This window comes from Novosphingobium fluoreni (assembly GCF_014196615.1).
Taxonomy (GTDB): Bacteria; Pseudomonadota; Alphaproteobacteria; order Sphingomonadales; family Sphingomonadaceae; genus Novosphingobium; species Novosphingobium fluoreni.
Genome location: NZ_JACIDY010000006.1, coordinates 191,149 through 212,667, shown reverse-complemented (window position 1 = coordinate 212,667; position 21,519 = coordinate 191,149). Strand labels below are relative to the sequence as shown.

Genomic DNA, 21,519 nt, shown 5'->3' with positions numbered 1-21,519 from the left:
CTGGGCAGCATCGCCAAACCAGCTATTGAAGAAATTGCACTAATTTCAGGAGGGCGGTGGCTGCGGCGCCGCCCTTTCCAGTTCACGCGATTCCCTTTCTCGCTGGCCGATGTCCTTGTCCAACTCTCCCGCCTTTTCCCGGATCGCCTTCTGCGCCCCGGCATAGCGTTCGTCGAACGTCGGCTCGCGCTTGCATGCTGATAACGCAGCCAGCAGCATCATCGAGACCAAGGGCGTGCGCCGTGATCGCCGGGGCATCAGTAGTTCTTTTTGATCCGGACGTTCAGGCTGTTCACGCCCGAACCACCCGCCTGGCTCAGCACTGACAGCCACTTGTTGAGGCTGACCTCTAACTGCGTGGCGGTGAAGCCACGCGCGTCAGTAATCAGCTCCACGTAGATATCGTCCGTCAGATACTGGCCCGCCGCCAGCGCGGTTCCGCGACCGGTCGTTTGGTCGGGTCCGAGAATGCGCAGGCGATCGATTCCGGCAGCCGAACGCAGCTTGCCCAGCGGGTTCAGCCCGCCGCCCGATCCACGCAGAGAGTTGAGCGAGGACGCCAACTGCACCGCCTGGATCGCCGAGAGGTTCGCCACGGAGCTTCCAAACAGGATGCGCGACATGATCTCATCCTGCGGCAGCGACGGGGTGGAACTGAACGTGATCTGCGGATTCATGGCACGCCCGCCGACGTTCACGTTCACCGTTACATCGTCGACATCCTCTGTAGCGACGATGCGCACCGTGGGATCGATAGTGTTGCCGCCGGTGAAGGAAACGAGGCCGTCCGACAGCTCGAACGAGCGACCCGCAAAGCCCAGGGTTCCGCGGATCAACTCCACCTCGCCCGCCAGCGTCGGCGCTGAGCTAGTGCCCTTCACCGTGAAGTCGGCACGCCATTCGGACTCCAGTCCCATGCCGGAAACGTAGAGCTTCTCGGGGGCGATCAGTCTCAGGTCGAGCCGCACGGAGGAGAAGGCATTGCCCGACGGCTGCGCCGGCTCGTTACCGGTGATGCGCTGTGGCCCCCGAGGTGGCTTGAAGCGCACGCCGGTCAGCCGCGCCACTTGCGCCGCGCCTTCGCGGACGATCTTGTATCGGGTTTCCGGCAGACGGATTTCGCCCGCCAGCAGCGGCGCGTCAGCCCCCGTCTTGGTGAGGCGCAACTGTCCCGTCGCCGTGGCGGACAAGCCCTCGCTCCTCGCCAGGCGCGCCTGGGTCAGATCGATCTTGAGGTCCATCGGATAACCCCGCTCAGCCGCGAGACTGAGCGTACCCGATGCGGCGACAGTGCCGCCTCCAGCCCGCGCCGTCAGGCTTTCCAGTCGCAGCTCACTGTCCGCGAAGGTGCCGGCCATGTTGATCTGCGTCAGCTTCGTGCCGTAGGTCAGGTTTTCGTACGTCAGACCCTGCCCGCGCACCAGCCCGTTGAGGCACGGGGCCTGGACCCGGCATGAGAAGTCTGCCGCCAGACCCATCGGTCCGGACAACCGCTGATCGGTGAGCCCCGCGAACGAGAACAGCGTGTCGGCCGGCCCGTTGTAGCGGATGCCGCCGCTTAGCGGAGCGGCCAGCAGCCGCTCCGTCCACGTGCCTGCCACGGGTCCGAGCGGACGCAGCGAAGCGACCAATCGGCCGACGACGGTGCCACGCTGCCGCATCACGGCCCGCGCCTCGCCGCCATCCTGCAGCAGCTTACCAACGAAGTTGATGTCCAGCGGCGCGCTTTGCGACGCGGCGGTGGTGCGTGTGAAATCGTCCAGGTACAATCGCGCATCGGCGCGGGGGAAGGCAGCGCTGTTGGCTTGCTGGAAATCTAGACTACCGCTGACCCGGCCACCCACGCCCAGCCCGGGCGAGAAGGCGTTGACCAGCGACATGTCGATGTTTTCCAGACGGCTCTGCAGCTTCATGCCATCGCCGTACGTGCCTGCCAGCTTCACGTTGCCCCCGCCGAACGCGATATTGGTGGGCAGCAATTCGTATGAGCCATTCCGCGGGATGATCCGCGCAGGCGTGGTCGTCCGCAGATCCAGCCCGCGAACGCGGCCCGCCAGGGCGGCGCGCCACAGTTCCGGCTGCATTTCGGCGTTGGCGCTGATGCGGAAGGGGACGCCGCTGGTCCCTTCGAGCAGCGCCTTGGCCTTGCCGCGCCCGTTCTGGTAATCGAGGAGCACGCGAGCGGCGGCGATGTTCAGGCTGCCGAACTGCGTACCGGCCAGCTGTGCGTCGGCGATCACCAGCGGCTGATCATACAGTACCGCGCGACCATCGATGATCGCAGAACCGATCGCAAGATTCGCCGGCCCCTGAAATACCGAGTCCTTCGCGCGAAGGTTGAAGACGACTTCCTGATACTTCCCTTGTGCCCCCAGCCGGATCAAACCGCCAAGGCCATTGCCATTCGCTGTCAATTGGCCGCTGAATGGCCCGCTCGGCGTCTGCACGATCCGGCCTGCGAAATCGACGCCCGATAGGTTTGCGCTGTTGACCTGGATCGCCAGCGCCCGTCCCATTTCCAAGGTCACGTCGGCGCGCAGCGGACCGTAGTCTGTGTCGCTGGTGAGATTGAGATTATAGCCGCCTCGCACACCATCAATCCGCGCGTCGACATTGGCGAGCCCCATACCAAAGCCTGGCTTCTCGGCCGTGATATGGGCGTTCGGATCAGCCAGCGTACCGTCCACTCGCACGCCTACGCGACCATACCGGCGGGAGGTGCCATTGGCGTTCAGGACCAGCCGGCCCGTTTGCGTCGAGTACGCGCCGCTGCCGCCCACGACACGCAGGTCCGGCGCCTCCATCCGCAGGTTGGAGAACCGCGCCAGACCATCCGACCCGTAGCTGACGCGGGAAGACGCCACGAAGTTACCGCCCAGGTATGACTTCAAACTATCGTTCAACAGCCGGGTCGAGCGGGCGCGAACGGTCCCTTCCAGCGCGTAGCCATCGGCCTTAGCCTTCAAATCGACGTCGGTCGTGATGTCGAAGATGCCAACGCTTTCGATGCGATAGTCGTCGATCCGGCCATCGATCGCACCGGTGTAGAGGCCCTTGCTCATGTCCGCGAGCAGGATCAGCTTGGCGTCGATCCGGTCAGAGCGCAGGCGCATATTGTCGGATAGGATGCGCGGGCCATCGATCGCGATATCGCCGTTCAGACGCACGTTCGCCAAAGAGCCGCCCGCCACAGTGTCAAGCCCGGTGATACGCCGCGCGGTGGCACTGACGGGAATCATGATCCGCTCGGCATCGACCGTGGCCGCCCCCGCGGCCGCGAAACCTTCCAGCCCCATGTCGTTCATCACGATACGGCTGGCGTTGATGGCGTACTGCACGCGCGGCGTGGCGAAAGCACCGTTCAACGAAAGCGCCGCACGCAAGCCAGCACCGCTAAGATTCTCGGCCAGCGCAGATGGCTTAAGCAGCACGAAGTCGAGCTTGAGATCCTTGAACGAATTGTCCGACAAGTCGACGACGCCGTCGGGCGTCAGGGTGAAGGCATCGCTCCACACCCGGCCGCTGAGATTGGCGAGGCGATTGGCCAAAGCTGCGGTCAGATCGACATTGGTGATCGGCCCCAGCAGGTTGGCGGTCGGCCCGGAAACGAGGCGGGCGATACGGGTAGGACCGCGCACCGTGAAAGTGCCATCGCGGGCGGCGATACCCAGGCGGGCCAGTTCGCCACCGGCGAGGTTCGCGGCCAGTTGGCCGTTCCAGTTTGCCCACGTGCCCTTGCCGCCGATCTTTACCGCCAACGGCTCGGTGAAGCCCGCCAGCTTGGCGATCACACCGTCACGCGGGGCGTTCAGATCGACATTCAGATCGAGCTTGTTCTGAGCGGGCACGGCGTCAAGATCGATACGGAAACGGTCGCCCCCGGCCATGCCCTGCCCGGCCACGGTGCCGCCCCGGGCGAAAATCTGCGCGCGGCCATCCGCAATGTGCGTGCGCCCGTCGATAGTGGCGACGCGCCGCGCGCCGGTAACCGGCTTCTCGATGACAAAGCTGCCCACCGCCAAGCGTCCGATGTCGATGTCGATATCCGGCAGCAGCGGTTCGTTCGGATCGGCGGGCGGAGTGGCGCGGAATTTGGGGGTACGGCGCAGGATCATGCGTTGCGCGATCGCGGAGCGCACATCGACGTGATTGCTCAGGTACGCAAAAGGCCGCCAGTCGACATCGATCTCTGGCGAGAACAAAAACTCGCCCTGCGGATCGCGCACTGAAAGGTTGCGCAAGGTCATCTTGCCGTAAAGCGAACCCTCGATCCGGCCGACCTGGATCTTCATCCCGTTCTGGAATTCCAGCGCGGCGATCTGATCGGCCACGAAGCGCCGGCCGGGGCTGGTGTTGAGGCCCAGCACGATCGCCACCGCCAGGAGGACAAGGCCGATCACGGCCGCCGCGATGGTCTTGGCGATGCGCAAGCCCCAGCGACGGCGAGGGCGCTCTACAACAGTGACGCTATCTGCCGGGGGCACGGTGTCGTCTTGATCAGCCATCAGAACGCTTGCCCGATAGAGACATAAATGTTGAGCCGCGATTCACCGGCGCGACGGCCCAGTGGCGTTGCCACGTCCACCCGTAAGGGGCCGAAATTGGTGTAGAAACGCCCGCCGATGCCCACGCCATATCGCAAGTCGGAGAACTTTGGCATGGTCGATTCGTAGGATTGGCCGGCATCGAGGAACGCCACTACGCCGTAATTGCCAAAGCGATAGCGTCCTTCGATAGCGCCTTCGTTAAGGCTGCGCCCACCGATGGGATCTCCGTTCGGATCGAGCGGCCCTAGGCGCTGATAGCCAAAGCCGCGGACCGAACCGCCACCACCGGAGTATAGCCGCCGCGAAGGTGCGATGTCCGATCGTGAGGCGCCCTGGATCGTGCCGAAACGAACCCGGCCGGCCAGCACGAAACTGTCACCAAACGGATAGTACGCCGAGCCATCGACCCGCGCCCGAAGGTAGGGCGTGAACTTGCCCTGCAACGAGCCTTCGGGCTGGATGAGCGTGGTCAGGCGAAAGCCCTTAGTCGGGTTAAGCAGATCATCCGAAGTGTCCAGCCCCAGCTGGCCGTTGAGCGCGCCGATATAGAACGTCCGGCGGCGGCGTTCTCCGGCGGCGAAATCGTAGTCCCGCTCTGCCGTGCCCAGCAGTTCGACGCCGTAGGCATAGGTCAGGCGCTTCTGCCAGATCTGGGTGGAATCGTAGCTCACGCGCGCTGCGAGGCGGCCGGTGAAGGCATCGTAAGCATCGTATTTGGAATGCAGGCCTTCCAGCACGGTTTCGAAAGTCCGGTCGCGCTGGCCGGCATTGGCCCGGCGGAAAGTGACGCCTGCGCCCTGCTGCTGCGTTCCGGCAATGCCATGCACGATCAGCGCGCCTTCGGGCGGGAAGAGGTTGCGATGCGTCCACGTTCCCTGGATGGTCGCGCCCTCGCCCGCCGCGTAACCGGCGCTTCCCGCGATGGTGCGCGGCGGCCCGGCGTCCTGCTTGACGAGCATGGTCACGTATTCCGTGCTGTCCGGCGCGGGTTCTCCACTGCGCTGCGGCTCGGCGGAGACGGTCGAGAACAGGCCGGTTGCCACCAGCGCCTTGCGCAGATCGTCAACCTTGCGGCTGTCGTACAACTCGCCCCGCTTGAAGCGTGCCAGCGTGGCGACATGCCGCACGTCGAACGCAAGCTCCCCTTCCGTAGCGAAACCGCCGAACCGCGCGCGCGGCCCCACGGTGACCGGCAGCGTGTAATCGCCCTGCCCCACGTCCTGGTCCAGCAGGATATCCCGCTCACCAACCTTGGCGAAGGGATAGCCGTTTTCCGGAAGGGCGATAGCAACCTGGGCCTCTGCCCCCTGCACTCGCTCGGCCACGATCGGCTCACCCACCTTCAGCGCCAGATTGTTGGCGATCAGGTCGGGCGGCACCGTGGGATCGGAAACCACCTTGATCTGCGAGAAGGTGTAGCGCTTACCTGGTTGCACATCGATGACTGCATTCAAGGGCAACCCACTGGGTCCATCCGATCGATCCACCCGCCAACGGACTTGCGGATCGTACCAGCCTTCGGACGCCAGGATGGTCTTGATCAACTCGCTATCTTCACGAAGGCGAGCCGAGGCCATGGCGATATTGGCCGCCTTGCCGTTCCCGTTTTCGAGCGCGGATAGGCCCTTGAACTGACTTTTCAGACTCACGTCGGTTTGCTTGTCCGCCTGGTCCAGTCCGTTAACGCGCACGACGTAAGTGACACGGGCGTCCTCGTCGCTCGTCTCGTCCTTTTCCGCGAACTGGACTGGCGTCACTTCGAATTGATTGAGGGGTGGCAGGGCCGCGGTCAATTCCGCATCGCTGATCGGGGCGTCGCCGATCTCTTCCACGGGATCCTTGTCGGCCAAAACCGGATCGTTGGCGGGCGGCGTCTGGCCTTCCGTAGGCTTCGCCCCGCTCTGTTGCGCAGCCAAGCGACGTTCAAAGCTCTCGATCGATTCCAGCGGCTGATCGAGGGCGGGATCGTTCGTGTTGTCCAGTGCCGGTATGGCGGCGTTGAACTCGGCATCGGGGATGATCTGTTCCACTTGCGGAAGAGCGGTTCCGGCAGGTGGCGGCGGAACGGGGACCGTGCCCGCGCGCAAGGCGTCGTCCGATGACGGAACGGTAGCGAGCGGCGCGCTCGATCTCGGCGCCGGATCGCCGGACGTGGTAGAGACTTGCCGTGCCATCGCGCCAGGGCACGAGAAGGCTGCCGCAAAACAGGTAAGTGCAACACCGGAAAGGCGAATGTTCTTCCGCCAGCGCGGGGAACCTTGCTCGCGCCCGACGATTTGCTGTCGCATAGCGTGTGGAATTGTCACCCCCCATTCATGGACGCGGCCTCCACCAGCAGCGCCAGCGGCTTAATAGCATGAAAAGACCCAAAGTTCCATGATGCAGGAGGAAACTGAGTGAGCGACGGTACGGTTGACGCGGGTGGGCACCCCGGCTCGGACGCACTCTCTCCCTGGTCGATGCCCCGCAAGGCCTGGATACAAGTTATCAAGCGGGTCTACGTCATGATAGGCTTTCATGAGGTAGGCCTTCTGGCGGCGGGTCTGGCCTTTTTCGTCTTTCTGGCGCTGACGCCACTGATCGCGGCGACCGTCATGATCTATGGCCTGGTCGGCGATACCGCTGGCGTGCAGATGCAGATGGCCCGCATCGTCGAGGTGGTACCGGGAGAGGTCGCAAAGCTGATCCAGGACCAGTTGCTCCAGATCGTGAATACCAGCACCGGAGTCACCGGCTTCGCGCTGGTCATCGCATTGTTCTTCGCCGTCTACGGCGGGATGCGCGCCGCCAGCGGGATGATCAGCGCGCTGAACATCATCAACGACGAACATGAGACGCGCAGCTTCCTCAAGCTGACCTTGCGCGCCGCCGGGCTTACGCTGGCCGCGGTATTTATCGCTCTTACCGGCCTGATCTCGGGCGGCCTGTTTGCTTGGTTGCAGACGCAGACCAGCGTTTTTCTGGGCGGCGCGACGGAGTTTCTGTTCAAGCTGGTCACCTGGGCCGCTGCGCTGGCGCTGGGGACGGCCGGGTTCGCCTTAATCATGCGATACGGCCCGGACCGACGGCCGGCAAAGTGGCGGTGGCTGACGCCCGGCTCGATTCTTGCCACTTTGCTGTGGTTGATGATCTCCTTCGGCTTCTCGCTATATGTCGCGTATATCAGCGATTATAACGCCACTTACGGTTCCTTGTCCGCCATCGTCGTTTTCCTGATGTGGCTGTTCCTGTCGGCCTATGGCGTATTGCTGGGAGCCCTTCTGAATGCGGAGATAGAGCGGCAGACGTTGATCGACACCACCATCGGGCCTGCTCGTCCTGCCGGAGAACGCGGCGCGGTCCTTGCCGATCAGGTCGATAGCAGCATCCCCAATCGCGATGTTCTTGAAACGCGAAAGCGCCTTCAGGCGGAACGCACGCGCCAAAAGGCAGAAGTTGCTCGCTAGCCCGCTAGTTTCATTACATCACTTTCGACACTATTGCTTTCAATGTGAGGTGATAGTACCGCCCTCACATTAAGATGTGATGCAAGGGTGTGAAATGGCTTCCGATCTGATAGAGAAAGTCCGCAAGCTGGTCACCGACGGGGGCATGAGTCGTTCTGGCCTGGCGCGCGCCGCAGGTCTCCACGCCAACACCCTGCGCGATGTGACCGAGCCGGAGTGGAACCCGACGGCGGAAACGCTCAACAAACTGGAGCGCGTCCTGTTCTCCAACGACGATCGGCAGATGCTGGTGCCCATCGAAGAGATCATCGATGAAGCGCGCAACGGCCGCATGTTCATCCTCGTCGACGATGAGGACCGCGAGAACGAGGGCGACCTAGTGATCCCCGCCCAGATGGCGACACCCGGCGCGATCAACTTCATGGCGACGCACGGCCGGGGCCTGATCTGTCTTTCCCTCACGTCGGAACGCTGCGATCTGCTGGGTCTGGAAGCGATGAGCTCGAAGAACGGCACGCGCCACGAAACCGCCTTTACCGTCTCGATCGAGGCCCGCGAAGGTGTGACGACTGGCATTTCCGCGGGAGACCGTGCGCGGACCATCAGCGTCGCGATCGATGGCTCAAAGGGCCGCGACGATATCGTGACGCCTGGTCACGTCTTCCCCTTGCGCGCCCGTCCGGGCGGTGTTCTGGTTCGCGCCGGCCATACCGAAGCTGCGGTGGATATATCACGCCTCGCCGGCCTCAATCCCTCGGGCGTGATCTGCGAGATCATGCGCGACGACGGCACGATGGCGCGCATGGACGATCTCATGGGATTTGCCCGGATGCATGATCTCAAGATCGGCACGATCCGCGACCTGATCGCCTATCGCCGCCGCCATGATCGCATGATCGAGAAAAGATCCGACTTCACGTTCGAGAGCAAGTATGGCGGTCAGTGGACTGCGCGCATCTATCACAATCGCGCCACCGGCGATGAAACCATGGCCTTGGTGAAAGGCCGCATCGAGCCTGAAAAGCCGACGCTTGTGCGCATGCATACCTTGTCCATCTTCACAGATGTGCTGGGCGAGACGAAGGGCGGCCGCGACAACATGTTGCATCAGGCGATGAACACGATCGGCGAAGCGGGCACCGGCGCGATCGTTCTCATCAACCGCTCCCGCCCGATGGAAAGCTGGATGTCGCACACCGTCAATCTCAAGCAGAAGGTGCGCGATGGCGAGCAGCCGGACCTCAGCGAGCTGCGCGATTACGGCGTGGGCGCGCAGATCCTGGCCGAACTTGGCGTCCATGACATGGTCCTGCTGACTAACACGCACCATTCCCTCGTCGCGCTGGAGGGGTATGGCATCAATATCGTGGGTGAGCAGCGGCTCGGCGAAGGAGACGAAATCGATGGCTAAGTTCCTGATCATCGAAGCGCGGTTCTACGACCATCTCAACGATATGCTGATTGCCGGGGCCCGAGCCGCGATCAAGGCGGCGGGGCATCAAAGCGAGACGATCACGGTGCCTGGCGCCCTGGAAATTCCGGGTGCGATCGCGTTGGCGGAGGCTTCTGGCGACTACGACGGTTTCGTTGCGATCGGCGTCGTCATTCGCGGTGAGACCTATCACTTCGAGATCGTCGCCGGCGAAAGCGCCCGAGGCATCATGGCGATGACCATGGACGGGATCGCCATCGGCAACGGCATCCTTACCGTAGAAAACGAAGAGCAGGCCATCGTGCGCGCCGATCCTGCGCAGAAAGACAAAGGCGGCGAAGCAGCCAAAGCAGCAATCGCCCTTCTGTCTCTGAAAGATCGCTTCGGCGGTTAACGTCGCAGGGTGTGCGGATAATCGGCATCCGCACAAATCGATGTTTTTATAAGGGCGGCATGTCGAAGATCCACTGCCGCCTTTTCTGTATGCGCAAAGACTATGATACTATATAACATAGAGGCGCGGGTATCAGCATCTGTTAGGCGCTATAAACGATTGTCCCAGAACGATTTCAGCGAAGCCGCCGGATTCTTTCTCATCGAAGCCGAGTGCTATTTCTTAACCAAGTCGTATTTTGAGATTATCTTCAAGACCAACAAGACCTATATTCAACCGATAGGTATCTTTGCATCAGGGTTTCGGTGATTATGGCCAAATTCCCTATTAAAACTACTCTTTAGACTGTATTTTTCTCGAACAAACATAAAAAACGCAGTTTCAAAATTCGTGCGAAGGTGCGACAAAGCATCTCGACGTCATAAGCGTCGAATTCGGATGCGAACCTACTTATGAAAATCTCCGGAAAAATCCGGGTCGCGAAGCAAAAAATGGTCCGCCCTGGCGGACTGCGTGAAATGCATCCTCACGCGCAGGAGATGATTAACGTGCCGAACCAAGATCGCGTTCAAAAGATCGCCGCCACCCTCGCCAATTGCATTGATGAGCTGGACGCTTTGTCCGCTGATGTCGCCGCCGCGCACATCGATCTGGCCCTGCAAACGCTCCGCCGTCAGTTCAGTTTGGGTGGTGACATCTCCGAATCCGAGTAACCTTTCGAAGACGTTAGCCAATTCTGCAGCCTATCACCGCTCCAGACCGGACCGGCCTGACCATTTTTCGCCAGCCTGATTGCAAGGCTGGCCGGCAGGCCATTCCAGAATGGGCAGCGGGGCTGGAACAGAATGGATATTGCGCAACAGGTCATGCGGAACAGGGCGAAAGCCATGCGCCTGATCGGTATCGCCAATGAACTGCTTGCGATGGCGAAAGACCTGGAGATGACGGCGCCGCATGATGCGCCGTCACTTCCGGTTGCAGGCTCGGCGGCAGGGTCATCAACGGCGGGGCAGGATCATCCCGTCTGGGTGGAGTTGGCCCGCCAAACGTACGAAGACCGGCGACGGCGCACCAAGATATTCCAGACGGAAGAGCTGTTTGGCGAACCCGCATGGGATATCCTGCTCGATCTCTTCATCGCCGCCAAGGAGCGCCGCCGCGTCTCGGTAACGAGCGCTTGCATCGGCTCGGCCGTGCCGTCCACCACCGCCCTGCGGTGGATTTCGATCCTTGAGCGCAGCGGACTTTTGATGCGGGAGGCGGACCCTGGCGACGCCCGCCGGGTCTATGTGCGTTTAAGTCCACGAGGCTACGATGCGATGCTGGAGTATTTCTCCGCCTCCAGTCGCTCGGTCGTGCTTCTGGATGACGGGACTGCAGAGATGGGGAAACGCCGATAATTGGCCAGCTTGCGCGGTGCGAGCCACGATCTTTCCGGACCGGACACTCGGGCCAAGTACGCGGCAACGCCTTCAACCGCATAGCCTTGCGGCGGACGCATCGCGGCTGTAGGGGAAACCGCAACTCCCCCTACACGCCAAATCCCAGAGGATTTTTGATGGCCGCCCAGTACGCCTACGTCATGAAGGGCATGACCAAGACCTTCCCCGGTGCACAAAAACCGGTGCTTTCGAACATCAACTTGCAGTTCTACCAAGGCTCCAAGATCGGCATCGTCGGTCCCAACGGCGCCGGTAAATCCACCCTGATCAAGATCATGGCGGGCATCGATACCGACATCACGGGTGAGGCCTGGGCGGGCGAGAACATCACCGTCGGTTACCTGGAACAGGAGCCGGAACTGGACGCCAGCAAGACCGTGCTGGAAAACGTCAAGGATGGCGCGCGCGACGTGGCCGACCTCGTCGATCGCTTTAACGAGATTTCCAACATCATGGCCGATCCGCCGGAAGACGCGGACTTCGATGCGCTGATGGAAGAGATGGGCTCGCTGCAGGAAAAGATCGATGCGGTCGATGGCTGGTCGCTCGACAGTCAGTTGGAGCTGGCGATGGAAGCCCTGCGCTGCCCGCCGGGGGACTGGCCTGTCACTAGTTTGTCCGGCGGTGAAAAGCGCCGTGTCGCCCTCACCCGGCTGTTGATCCAGAAGCCTTCGATCCTGTTGCTGGACGAACCGACCAACCACCTTGATGCCGAGTCGGTGGAGTGGCTGGAAAACCACCTCAAGGAATATGCCGGCGCGGTGCTGATGATCACCCACGATCGCTACTTCCTGGACAACGTCGTCAGCTGGATCCTCGAGCTCGATCGCGGGAAATACTTCCCGTACGAAGGCAACTACTCGACCTATCTGGAAAAGAAAGCCAAGCGCCTTTCGCAGGAAGAGCGAGAGGAAAGCGGCCGTTCCAAGGCGCTCAAGGAAGAGCTGGAGTGGATCCGGCAGACGCCCGCCGCGCGCCAGACCAAGTCCAAAGCGCGTATCCGCAAGTTCGAGCAGCTTCAGGAAGCGCAGAACAACCGCAAGCCCGGCAAGGCGCAGATCGTCATTCAGGTGCCTGAGCGTCTTGGCGGCAAGGTGATCGAGGCCAAGGGCCTGACCAAGGCCTATGGCGACAAGCTACTGTTCGAGAACCTGTCGTTCATGCTGCCTCCCGGTGGCATCGTCGGCGTCATCGGTCCGAACGGCGCGGGCAAGTCGACGCTGTTCAAGATGATCACCGGCAAGGAGCAGCCCGACGAGGGTACGGTGGAAATCGGCAGCACCGTGCACCTGGGCTTCGTCGACCAGAGCCGCGATCATCTCGACCCGGCCAAGAACGTCTGGGAAGAGGTCTCCGACGGGTTGGACTATATGAAGGTCAATGGTCACGACATGTCGACACGTGCTTATGTCGGCGCCTTCAACTTCAAGGGTCAGGATCAGCAGAAGAACGTCGGCAAGCTCTCCGGCGGTGAGCGCAACCGTGTTCACATGGCCAAGATGCTTAAGGAGGGTGGCAACGTCCTCCTGCTCGACGAGCCGACCAACGACCTCGACGTGGAAACCCTAGCGGCGCTGGAAGATGCGATCGAGAATTTCGCGGGCTGCGCCGTGGTGATCAGCCACGATCGCTTCTTCCTGGATCGCCTGGCCACGCATATCCTCGCATTCGAGGGCAACAGCCACGTGGAATGGTTCGAAGGAAACTTCGCAGCTTACGAAGAAGACAAGCGCCGCCGCCTTGGCGATGCCGCCGATCGTCCAACCGCATTGGCCTACAAGAAACTAACCCGATAAGTCGACCGCCTTCCGTTCAGCTGCGCGTTGCTAAAGATGAACGGAAGGCATCACCTCGGTTCAGTATCGCGACAGCGCGAAATATATAAATAGCCTGATAAGGACAGGCCGTCATCGCCGTGCGACCCGTCCCTTTTTACGGGACAGATGGTTATGAAAAACAATAAGAAAACTGGTTCGATCCGGCTCGCCAGCTTGAGCGCACTCGCTCTCGCCAGCATGATCGTGGCACCCGGTGCCGCTTCGGCCCAAGAACGAGGCGGTGAACGTGCGGGTCAGCGTGAAGGCGGCTGGGGCGGTGGCATGCGCGGCCAAGGTGGCTGGCAGCCGCGTGGCGAAGCCCCAGCGGCTGGCCCATCGCAAGCTCCCCCCGCCGCTCCTCGCGGACAGTGGGGTGGGATGGCCGGGCGCGGCGATGGTCAGCCTCGCGCCGAAAATCAGGTCCGACCGCAAGCTCCGCCACAAGGCGCCCGTGAAGGTTGGGGCGGCAATCGTAGTTGGCGTGGCAACGGCAACTGGCAGCAGGCCCAGCGCCCTGTCGGCACGCCGGAGGGCAACGTCGACGCTCGGCGCGGTCCGGAAGGTTGGCGTGGCGGGCCACCGCGTATCGAGGGTGATCGCCAGATGCAGCCGCGTCCCCCCCAGGGCCAGCAGGCCAATCCCGAATGGCGCCGTGACCGTGAGGGCTGGCGCAACACGCCGCGTACCGACGCGCAGCGCGATGGTCGTTGGCAAACCGATCGGGAAGGTTGGCGCGATAATCGCGATTGGCGCAACACCCGCAATAATGGCGACTGGCGTAATGGCCGCGACTGGCAAAACAACCGGGATGGCCGCGGTGCTGGTGACTGGCGCAACAACGGCAACAACCGTTGGACTGGCGGCAACTATCAGCGATGGGATCGCACGTGGCGCAACAACGATCGGTATAACTGGTCGGCATGGCGCTCTCGCAATCGGAGTGTCTTCAGCACCGGCAGCTACTACGCACCTTATCGCAACTACAGCTATCGCCGCGTAGGTATTGGGCTGTCACTGGGCTCCGTATTCTATAGCCAGAATTACTGGCTGACCGATCCATACGCCTATCGCTTGCCGGAGGTTTACGGGCCCTATCGCTGGGTGCGTTACTACGACGACGTCCTTTTGGTGGACGTCTATTCAGGCCAAGTCGTCGATGCGATCTACGACTTCTTCTACTAAGTCAGCGTGATGAGAATGAGAGCCTCGGCGCTACGGCGCCGGGGCTCTCTACGGATTCAGGCGAAGGCCGTCGCCTTCCTCAGCAACTGGTACGCGTCGACCACTTGCTGCAACCGCCCCTCGTGCGAACGATCGCCGCCGTTGTGGTCGGGATGGAAACGCCGGACCAATTCGGTATAGCGCCTGCGCAGATTGGTGCGATCGGCATCCATGTCCAACCCCAGAGCGCCCATGGCTCGCTCTTCGGCAGGCGTGAATCGACTGGTGTTGCTACGCATGTTTTGCCGGCGCTCGCGAACGTGTGCTCTGGCACGGGCGCTGATGGCCTCCAGGGGATCGGAAAAGTCCGCCCAGCGCGGTGCTTGGTCCACGCCGGCATCGGGGCGGAACGCGCGCGTGGTGGATGCCCACCCGTGCAGTGGCGATTGCGCTTCGAAAATCTCTTCCGCGTTCATGCCGTCGAAATAGTCGTAGCCGGCATTGAACTGGCGCACGTGTTCCAGGCAGAACCAGCGATAGTCGCCCGGCCCGTCGAAGCCCGAAGGCCTTATCCCAGGCGCGCGGAATTCTCCGGCGTCGTCACACCCTGGCCAATGGCACGCGCGGCCGCTCGTTTCGAAACGTCCGTGAAATCTATCCCTGCTCACCGGGTTTCAGATGGGAGCGGCTTGCCCTAAATGGAAGTCATGAATGGACCAATTGCTCAGGAAATGCACAGGCTGTTGACCGACGCCTTCGCACCCACCCACCTCGATATCATCAACGATACCGCCAACCATCGTGGCCACGCCGGCGATGACGGAAGCGGCGAATCGCACTTCAACATCGGAATCGAAAGCGCAGCTTTTGCGGGTGCCTCCCGCCTTCAGCGCCAGCGCATGGTGAACGCAGCGCTGGGTGATATCCCCGGCCAACGTGTCCACGCGCTGGCCATCAAGGCGCGCGCGCCCGGCGAAAGCTGAGGGTTCAGGCTGTCTGCGGGTTGCCAAGCGGGCCTGCTCCCCCTAGCGGCACGGGCGCCAGTCATAGGAGTTCGCCATGGTCCCCCGCTACGCCCGCCCCGCGATGACCGCGATCTGGGAACCGGAAGCTCGCTACCGCATCTGGTTCGAGATCGAGGCGCACGCCGCCGTGAAGATGGGCGAGCTCGGCGTCGTGCCCGAAAGCGCCGGTAAGGCTTTGTGGGACTGGTGGGCCACCAACCCCACGATCGACGTGGCTGCGATCGACGCGATCGAGGCAGTGACCAAGCACGACGTGATCGCATTCCTTGACTGGGTGGCGCAGCAGGTTGGCCCCGAAGCGCGCTTCATGCACCAGGGCATGACCAGCTCCGACGTGCTGGATACGACGCTGAACGTACAGCTGGTCCGCGCCAGCAACATTCTGCTGGAAGATCTCGATGCCCTGCTCGCCGCGATCAAGCGCCGTGCTGAGGAGCATAAATACACGCCCACGATCGGGCGCAGCCACGGCATTCACGCCGAGCCGGTCACGTTCGGGCTCAAGCTGGCGCAGGCTTATGCCGAGTTCGCCCGCTGCCGTAAGCGTCTGGTCGCCGCGCGCGAGGAGATCGCGACGTGCGCGATTTCCGGCGCCGTCGGTACCTTCGCCAATGTCGATCCTTCGGTGGAGGAGTATGTGGCGGAAAAGCTGGGGCTTGAGGTGGAACCCATCTCCACCCAGGTTATCCCGCGCGATCGCCACGCCATGTTCTTTGCGGTGCTGGCCGTGATCGCGAGTTCCATCGAACGTCTGGCCATCGAAGTCCGCCACTTGCAGCGGACCGAAGTGCTTGAGGCGGAGGAGTATTTCTCGCCGGGCCAGAAGGGCTCCAGCGCGATGCCGCATAAGCGCAACCCGGTTTTGACCGAAAACCTCACCGGCCAGGCCCGCATGATCCGCTCATACGCGCTGCCGGCCATGGAGAACGTGGCGCTGTGGCATGAGCGTGATATCTCGCACTCGTCCGTTGAGCGCTTCATCGGCCCCGACGCGACGATCACGCTGGATTTTGCGCTCGCGCGCCTCACCGGCGTGATCGACAAGCTGCTGATCTATCCCGAGCGGATGCAGAAGAACCTCGATCGCATGGGCGGCCTCGTCCACTCGCAGCGGGTGTTGCTGGCCTTGACGCAGGCGGGCCTCAGCCGCGACGAATCCTATCGCCTGGTGCAGCGCAACGCGATGAAGGTGTGGGAATCGGACGGCCAGCTTTCGTTGCTGGAATTGCTCAAGGCCGACCCGGAAGTCAGCGCCGCCCTGCCGGCTGCGACGATCGAGGAGAAGTTCAACCTCGATTACCACTTCAAGGAAGTCGACCGGATTTTCGAAAGGGTCTTCGCCGCTGCCTGACTTTCTCGACAGCCTGTGAGAGCCCGGTCAGGATCAAACCTGAACTTGAGGCTTTTCACACGGTAATTTCGAGCCTAGCATCGCCGCCAACACGGCGGGAGGGAGCAAAGTCATGCAGATCATCCGCACTATCCTGTGGGTTATCATTACCGCCATCCTTGTCGCCTTCATTGCGATCAACTGGACCGCGGTACCGGTGAATTTCTGGCCTTTGGCTGATGGGAAGTATGTCCACTTCCAATGGCCGGTGGGTGTCGTCGCCCTGGTGTTCTTCCTGCTTGGCGCTGCCCCGATGTGGCTGATCCATCGTGCCGGCCGCTGGCGCCTGAAGCGTCGCATCAATTCGCTTGAGAACACCGTCGCGGCCACAAGCACGCCGGCTACCAGCACGCCGGTGGTCACCAGCAACGCACCTGCGACCACGTCGGAGCAGGTCGTCGTCACGCCGTTCGATCGGTCCGGTACGCTTCCCCCCGACGTTTGAGCCCTAGCGGCGCCTGAAAGACCTTGATGAACCACAACCCCGTCTATCTTGCCCTCGACCTGCCACGTCTCGATGCCGCCGAAGCGCTTGCACGCAAGGTGGCGGGGCATATCGGGGGCATCAAGCTAGGGTTGGAGTTCTTCTGCGCGCATGGGCACCATGGAGTGCTGCAGATGCACAAGGTCGGGCTGCCGATTTTCCTGGACCTGAAGCTGCACGATATCCCGAACACCGTGGCGGCGGCGATGCAGTCCATCCACGTGCTCGAACCGGCGATCGTCACCGTCCACGCCTCGGGCGGGCGTGCGATGATGGAGGATGCGAAGGCCGCAGCAGGCGAAAACTGCAAGGTCGTCGCGGTGACGGTGTTGACCAGCCTCGATGAGGGCGATTTGTCTACGATGGGGATCGGCGAAAGCGCTCACGATCACGCCCTTCGCCTGGCCGACTTGGCGCATTCCGCCGGTTTGGATGGCATCGTCTGCTCGGGGCAAGAGGTCGGCGCGGTTCGCCGCCAGTGGAAAGACGGTTATTTCGTCGTGCCCGGCCTGCGCCCGGACGATGGCAAGAGCAAGGGTGATCAAAAGCGCACCGTCACCCCGCGGGAGGCACGCGATGCCGGTGCCTCGGTGCTGGTGATCGGCCGCCCAATCAGCCGCGCGGAAGATCCCCTGGCGGCAGCTCGCGCGATCGAGGGTACGCTATAAAGCCGCTCGTCGCGCGGCGGCCTCACTTCATCTTTGTCAATCAGGTTCAGCCTCAAGAAACCTAGTTCACCGCAGTTCGTTCGGCAGCACAGGATGGAGTTAACACGACAATGAAGACCCTGACGTTCGCCGCCGCCGCCGCCCTGGCTGCCCTGACCACACCGGCTATCGCGCAGGTGGCCTCCCCGGTGCCCACGATCACGGCGGGCCATACCTTGCTGACGGTGAATGCGGAGGGTTCCTCCACGCAACAGCCAGATCTGGCCATGTTCAACTCGGGCGTCACTACCCAAGGCGATACCGCCAGCGCCGCGCTTGCGGAAAATTCGCGAAAGATGACCCAGGTCGTAACTGCGCTGAAGCGTGCGGGCATTGCCGATCGCGATATCCAGACCAGCAATCTTAGCCTCAACCCGGTCTATGCGCCGCCGCGCCGCCTGCCCGACGGTTCGGTGGAAGATCAGCCGCAGCGCATCGTCGCGTATCAGGCCGTCAATCAGGTTTCGGTCAAGCAGCGTAAGCTGGACGATTATGGCAAGGTGATTGATGCCCTGGTCACGGCTGGCGCAAACCAGGTGAACGGCCCCAACTTCATGCTTTCCACGCCGGACACGGCGATGGACGAGGCGCGCAATCAGGCGATCAAGATGGCGCGTCAGCGCGCGCAGCTTTACGCAAGTGCTGCAGGCCTTCGCGTGGTGGGCATCGTCTCGATCAGCGAGAGCGGCAGCTATACCCCCCAGCCCGTCATGTATGACCGGATCATGACGGCATCGGCGCAGCGCGCGCCTGCCCCGCCGGTGATGAGCGGTGAGCTGGAAACGAAGGTCAACGTGACCGTTCAATTCGAACTGGCTGCCTGATCTAACGCCCCTCTCCCGTGGCGTTCACGGGCAGAGGGGACATGATCATTGCCGGGCTGACCATTGCCAACCGGCACATGCTCGTGAAATAGCACCGGCATGTCCTCTCCTGCTATCAAGATTTGCGGCATCAACACGCCGGCCTCGCTCGACGCCGCGATCAAGGCGCGGGCGGATCATGTCGGCTTCGTGTTTTTTCCGAAAAGCCCCCGCCATGTTGCTCTGGCCGATGCGGTCGCGCTGGGGGCGCGGGCAGACGGGCGAATCGGCAAAGTGGGCCTGTTCGTCGATGCAGATGATGCTGTGCTGGGCGAGGCCGTGCGCACGGCCAAGCTGACAGCGCTACAATTGCACGGTGCCGAAACCCCCGAACGCGCGGCGCAATTGCGTGCCCGGTTTGGCCTACCGGTATGGAAGGCCATTTCCGTTACCGGCCCACACGACGTGGCGCGCGCGCTGACCTACACCGGCGCGGCTGACCTGATCCTGTTCGATGCGAAGACGCCCGCAGGGACGCTGCCCGGCGGCATGGGCCTCAGCTTCGACTGGTCACTGATTGCCCATTGGAAAGGCCCGCTGGCCTGGGGGCTAGCCGGCGGGCTCACCCCGGGCAACGTAGCGGAGGCCATCCGGCTGACGGGCACCCCTCTGGTGGACACCTCCTCTGGGGTCGAGAGTGCACCCGGCGTCAAGGACGAAGCGCTGATCGCATCGTTCTGCAACACAGTGAGGGCCGCCTCACCTTCGTGAATTAGCCCCTTCGGATCGTGGACTCGCGCGCGGCATTGGCTTAGGCGCATGTCACGATGACTGTACACACACCGCAAGCCAACAGCTTCCGCAACCAGCCGGACGATCAGGGCCACTTCGGCCGCTTCGGCGGTCGCTATGTCGCCGAAACGCTGATGCCGCTGATCCTCGATCTGGAGAAGGAATACCGCGCGGCGCAGGCCGATCCGGCGTTCCACGCGGAGATGGACGATCTGCTGAAGCATTTCGTCGGCCGCCCAAGCCCGCTCTACTATGCGCCCCGCATGACCGAGCATTTCCGTGCGCTGGCGCCGGATGGCAAAGGCCCGAAAATCTACTTCAAGCGCGAGGAACTGAACCACACCGGCGCGCACAAGATCAACAATTGCGTTGGCCAGATCCTGCTGGCCATCCGCATGGGCAAGACCAAGATCATCGCTGAGACGGGCGCGGGCCAGCATGGCGTGGCCACGGCCACGGTCGCGGCGCGCTTTGGTCTGCCCTGCACGATCTTCATGGGTGCCAAGGATGTGGAGCGGCAGAAGCCCAACGTCTTTCGTATGAAGCTGCTGGGTGCGGAAGTTTGCCCCGTCACCAGCGGCGCGGAAACGTTGAAAGACGCGATGAACGATGCGCTGCGACACTGGGTCGCCAATGTGAATGACACGTTCTACATCATCGGAACCGCCGCCGGGCCGCACCCTTATCCCGAACTCGTGCGCGATTTTCAGAGTGTGATCGGCAAGGAAACGCGCGATCAGATGCTGGAGGCCGAGGGCCGGTTGCCCGATATGCTGCTGGCCGCCGTTGGTGGTGGCTCCAATGCGATCGGGATGTTCCACCCGTTCCTCGACGATCCCGATGTCGAGATGGTCGGCGTCGAGGCGGCAGGCTATGGTATCGAGAGCGGCAAGCACGCCGCCAGCTTGACCGGTGGCAAGCCCGGCATTCTCCACGGCAACCGCACCTACCTGTTGCAGGACGAGGACGGCCAGATCACCGAGGCCCACTCGATCAGCGCGGGACTGGATTATCCCGGCCTGGGTCCAGAGCATTCCTGGCTGCACGAAAGCGGTCGTGTAAAATATGTGCCGATCACTGACGCGCAGGCGTTGGAGGCGTTCCAGCTGTGCTGCAGGCTGGAAGGCATCATCCCGGCGCTGGAAAGCGCCCACGCTCTTGCCGCTTTGGGCGATTTGACCGCGCGGATGGACGAGGACAAGCTGCTGGTCGTCAACGTCTCTGGCCGGGGCGACAAGGATATCTTTACGGTCGCTGAGCATCTGGGAGCCGAGATGTGAGCCGGTTCGCCGCCACGTTCGCCAAAGGCCCTGCCCTCGTCTGCTTCATCACGGCTGGGGACGGTGACACAGATGCCAACCTCGACGCGCTGGTCGCGGGCGGAGCGGATGTGATCGAGCTGGGCATGCCGTTCACCGATCCCATGGCGGATGGTCCGGCGATCCAGCAGGCCAATATCCGCAGTCTGGAGGCCGGCACGCGCACCGCCGATATCTTCCGCATGGCGGCCGATTTCCGCGCACGGCATCCGCAAATCCCGCTGGTGCTGATGGGCTATTCCAACCCCATGACGATCCGCGGCCCGGAATGGTTCGCAGCGGAATGCGGCAAGGCCGGGGTCGATGGCATCATCTGCGTCGACATTCCGCCCGAGGAGGACGCCGATCTGGGGCCCGCGCTGCGTGAGCATGGCGTCTCGCTGATCCGCCTTGCCACGCCGACGACCGACACCGCACGGCTCCCCGCCGTTCTGGATGGCTCTTCCGGCTTTCTCTACTACGTGTCCGTGGCGGGCATCACCGGCATGCAACAGGCAGCGCTGTCTTCGATTGAGGACGCCGTGGCGCGGATCAAGGCGGCCAGCGATATCCCGGTCGCCGTGGGTTTCGGCGTCCGCACGCCGGAGCAGGCGGAGAAGATCGCCCGCGTAGCAGACGGCGTGGTGGTCGGCTCGGCTTTCGTCGAGCTGGTGCGCGATCACGGGCGCAATGCGGCGGAGGCTATCCGCGAATTTACAGCCTCTCTCGCACAGGCCGTCCACACGGCCCGCGAAGTGGCGTGATCGGGCGGCTCGCGCTG

The 21,519-nt window shown here is 62.6% G+C and carries 19 protein-coding genes; 15 read left to right on the top strand and 4 right to left on the bottom strand.

Translation table 11 applies throughout. The features are described from left to right. Positions 1–45: 45 nt before the first annotated feature. Genes GGR39_RS13045 through GGR39_RS13035 form a run of 3 tightly spaced genes read right to left on the bottom strand, consistent with a single transcriptional unit; the run spans position 46 to position 6,721 of the window. Entirely contained in the window at positions 46–258 is a 213-nt protein-coding gene (locus tag GGR39_RS13045) for a hypothetical protein (RefSeq protein ID WP_183617523.1), read from the bottom strand. After that, positions 258–4,505 (bottom strand): translocation/assembly module TamB domain-containing protein, encoded by a 4,248-nt coding sequence (locus GGR39_RS13040; protein WP_183617522.1) that lies wholly within the window; start codon positions 4,503–4,505, stop codon positions 258–260. The genes GGR39_RS13045 and GGR39_RS13040 overlap by 1 nt, the downstream gene beginning before the upstream one ends. Then, a complete protein-coding gene (locus tag GGR39_RS13035; RefSeq protein ID WP_183617521.1) occupies positions 4,505–6,721 on the bottom strand; it encodes an autotransporter assembly complex protein TamA in 2,217 nt (738 codons plus the stop codon). The genes GGR39_RS13040 and GGR39_RS13035 overlap by 1 nt, the downstream gene beginning before the upstream one ends. 222 nt (positions 6,722–6,943) lie before the next feature. Here GGR39_RS13035 and GGR39_RS13030 point away from each other — a divergent pair, with 222 nt between their 5' ends. From GGR39_RS13030 to GGR39_RS13000, 7 genes are all read left to right on the top strand, one after another. Further along, the gene (locus GGR39_RS13030) at positions 6,944–7,993 is read left to right on the top strand and encodes a YihY/virulence factor BrkB family protein (protein ID WP_058735410.1); all 1,050 of its coding nucleotides are present in this window, start codon (positions 6,944–6,946) and stop codon (positions 7,991–7,993) included. 94 nt (positions 7,994–8,087) lie between these two features. Continuing rightward, positions 8,088–9,404 (top strand): 3,4-dihydroxy-2-butanone-4-phosphate synthase, encoded by a 1,317-nt coding sequence (ribB, locus tag GGR39_RS13025; protein ID WP_183617520.1) that lies wholly within the window; start codon positions 8,088–8,090, stop codon positions 9,402–9,404. After that, complete coding sequence (gene ribH / locus GGR39_RS13020) at positions 9,397–9,819, top strand: 6,7-dimethyl-8-ribityllumazine synthase (protein WP_183617519.1); 423 nt, start codon at positions 9,397–9,399, stop codon at positions 9,817–9,819. The genes ribB and ribH overlap by 8 nt, the downstream gene beginning before the upstream one ends. A 452-nt stretch (positions 9,820–10,271) precedes the next feature. After that, entirely contained in the window at positions 10,272–10,532 is a 261-nt protein-coding gene (locus GGR39_RS13015; RefSeq protein ID WP_183617518.1) for a hypothetical protein, read from the top strand. A 174-nt stretch (positions 10,533–10,706) separates the two neighbouring features. Then, positions 10,707–11,219 (top strand): helix-turn-helix domain-containing protein, encoded by a 513-nt coding sequence (locus tag GGR39_RS13010; RefSeq protein ID WP_242866995.1) that lies wholly within the window; start codon positions 10,707–10,709, stop codon positions 11,217–11,219. Between the two features lie 158 nt (positions 11,220–11,377). Next, complete coding sequence (gene ettA, locus GGR39_RS13005) at positions 11,378–13,057, top strand: energy-dependent translational throttle protein EttA (protein ID WP_183617517.1); 1,680 nt, start codon at positions 11,378–11,380, stop codon at positions 13,055–13,057. 153 nt (positions 13,058–13,210) lie between these two features. Beyond that, positions 13,211–14,260 (top strand): RcnB family protein, encoded by a 1,050-nt coding sequence (locus GGR39_RS13000; protein WP_246388687.1) that lies wholly within the window; start codon positions 13,211–13,213, stop codon positions 14,258–14,260. A gap of 56 nt (positions 14,261–14,316) precedes the next feature. Here GGR39_RS13000 and GGR39_RS12995 read toward each other — a convergent pair whose 3' ends face one another. Further along, positions 14,317–14,907 carry a DnaJ domain-containing protein gene (locus GGR39_RS12995; protein ID WP_183617516.1) on the bottom strand — a complete coding sequence of 197 codons (591 nt, stop codon included), beginning with the start codon at positions 14,905–14,907 and terminating at the stop codon, positions 14,317–14,319. Between the two features lie 39 nt (positions 14,908–14,946). Here GGR39_RS12995 and GGR39_RS12990 point away from each other — a divergent pair, with 39 nt between their 5' ends. From GGR39_RS12990 to trpA, 8 genes are all read left to right on the top strand, one after another. Further along, the gene (locus GGR39_RS12990) at positions 14,947–15,222 is read left to right on the top strand and encodes a BolA family protein (protein WP_183617515.1); all 276 of its coding nucleotides are present in this window, start codon (positions 14,947–14,949) and stop codon (positions 15,220–15,222) included. A gap of 76 nt (positions 15,223–15,298) precedes the next feature. Next, entirely contained in the window at positions 15,299–16,615 is a 1,317-nt protein-coding gene (gene purB, locus GGR39_RS12985) for an adenylosuccinate lyase (RefSeq protein ID WP_183617514.1), read from the top strand. Positions 16,616–16,727: 112 nt separating this feature from the next. Then, positions 16,728–17,099, top strand: coding sequence for a lipopolysaccharide assembly protein LapA domain-containing protein (locus GGR39_RS12980; RefSeq protein ID WP_183617513.1), 372 nt, complete (start codon positions 16,728–16,730; stop codon positions 17,097–17,099). 26 nt (positions 17,100–17,125) lie between these two features. Next, positions 17,126–17,806, top strand: coding sequence for an orotidine-5'-phosphate decarboxylase (gene pyrF / locus GGR39_RS12975; protein WP_183617512.1), 681 nt, complete (start codon positions 17,126–17,128; stop codon positions 17,804–17,806). 110 nt (positions 17,807–17,916) lie between these two features. After that, complete coding sequence (locus tag GGR39_RS12970; protein ID WP_183617511.1) at positions 17,917–18,669, top strand: SIMPL domain-containing protein; 753 nt, start codon at positions 17,917–17,919, stop codon at positions 18,667–18,669. A 99-nt stretch (positions 18,670–18,768) separates the two neighbouring features. Next, positions 18,769–19,419 carry a phosphoribosylanthranilate isomerase gene (locus tag GGR39_RS12965; RefSeq protein ID WP_183617510.1) on the top strand — a complete coding sequence of 217 codons (651 nt, stop codon included), beginning with the start codon at positions 18,769–18,771 and terminating at the stop codon, positions 19,417–19,419. A 56-nt stretch (positions 19,420–19,475) separates the two neighbouring features. Next, positions 19,476–20,720, top strand: a complete 1,245-nt coding sequence (trpB, locus tag GGR39_RS12960) for a tryptophan synthase subunit beta (RefSeq protein WP_183617509.1) — start codon at positions 19,476–19,478, stop codon at positions 20,718–20,720. Further along, positions 20,717–21,502 (top strand): tryptophan synthase subunit alpha, encoded by a 786-nt coding sequence (gene trpA, locus GGR39_RS12955; protein ID WP_183617508.1) that lies wholly within the window; start codon positions 20,717–20,719, stop codon positions 21,500–21,502. The genes trpB and trpA overlap by 4 nt, the downstream gene beginning before the upstream one ends. Positions 21,503–21,519 lie beyond the last annotated feature (17 nt).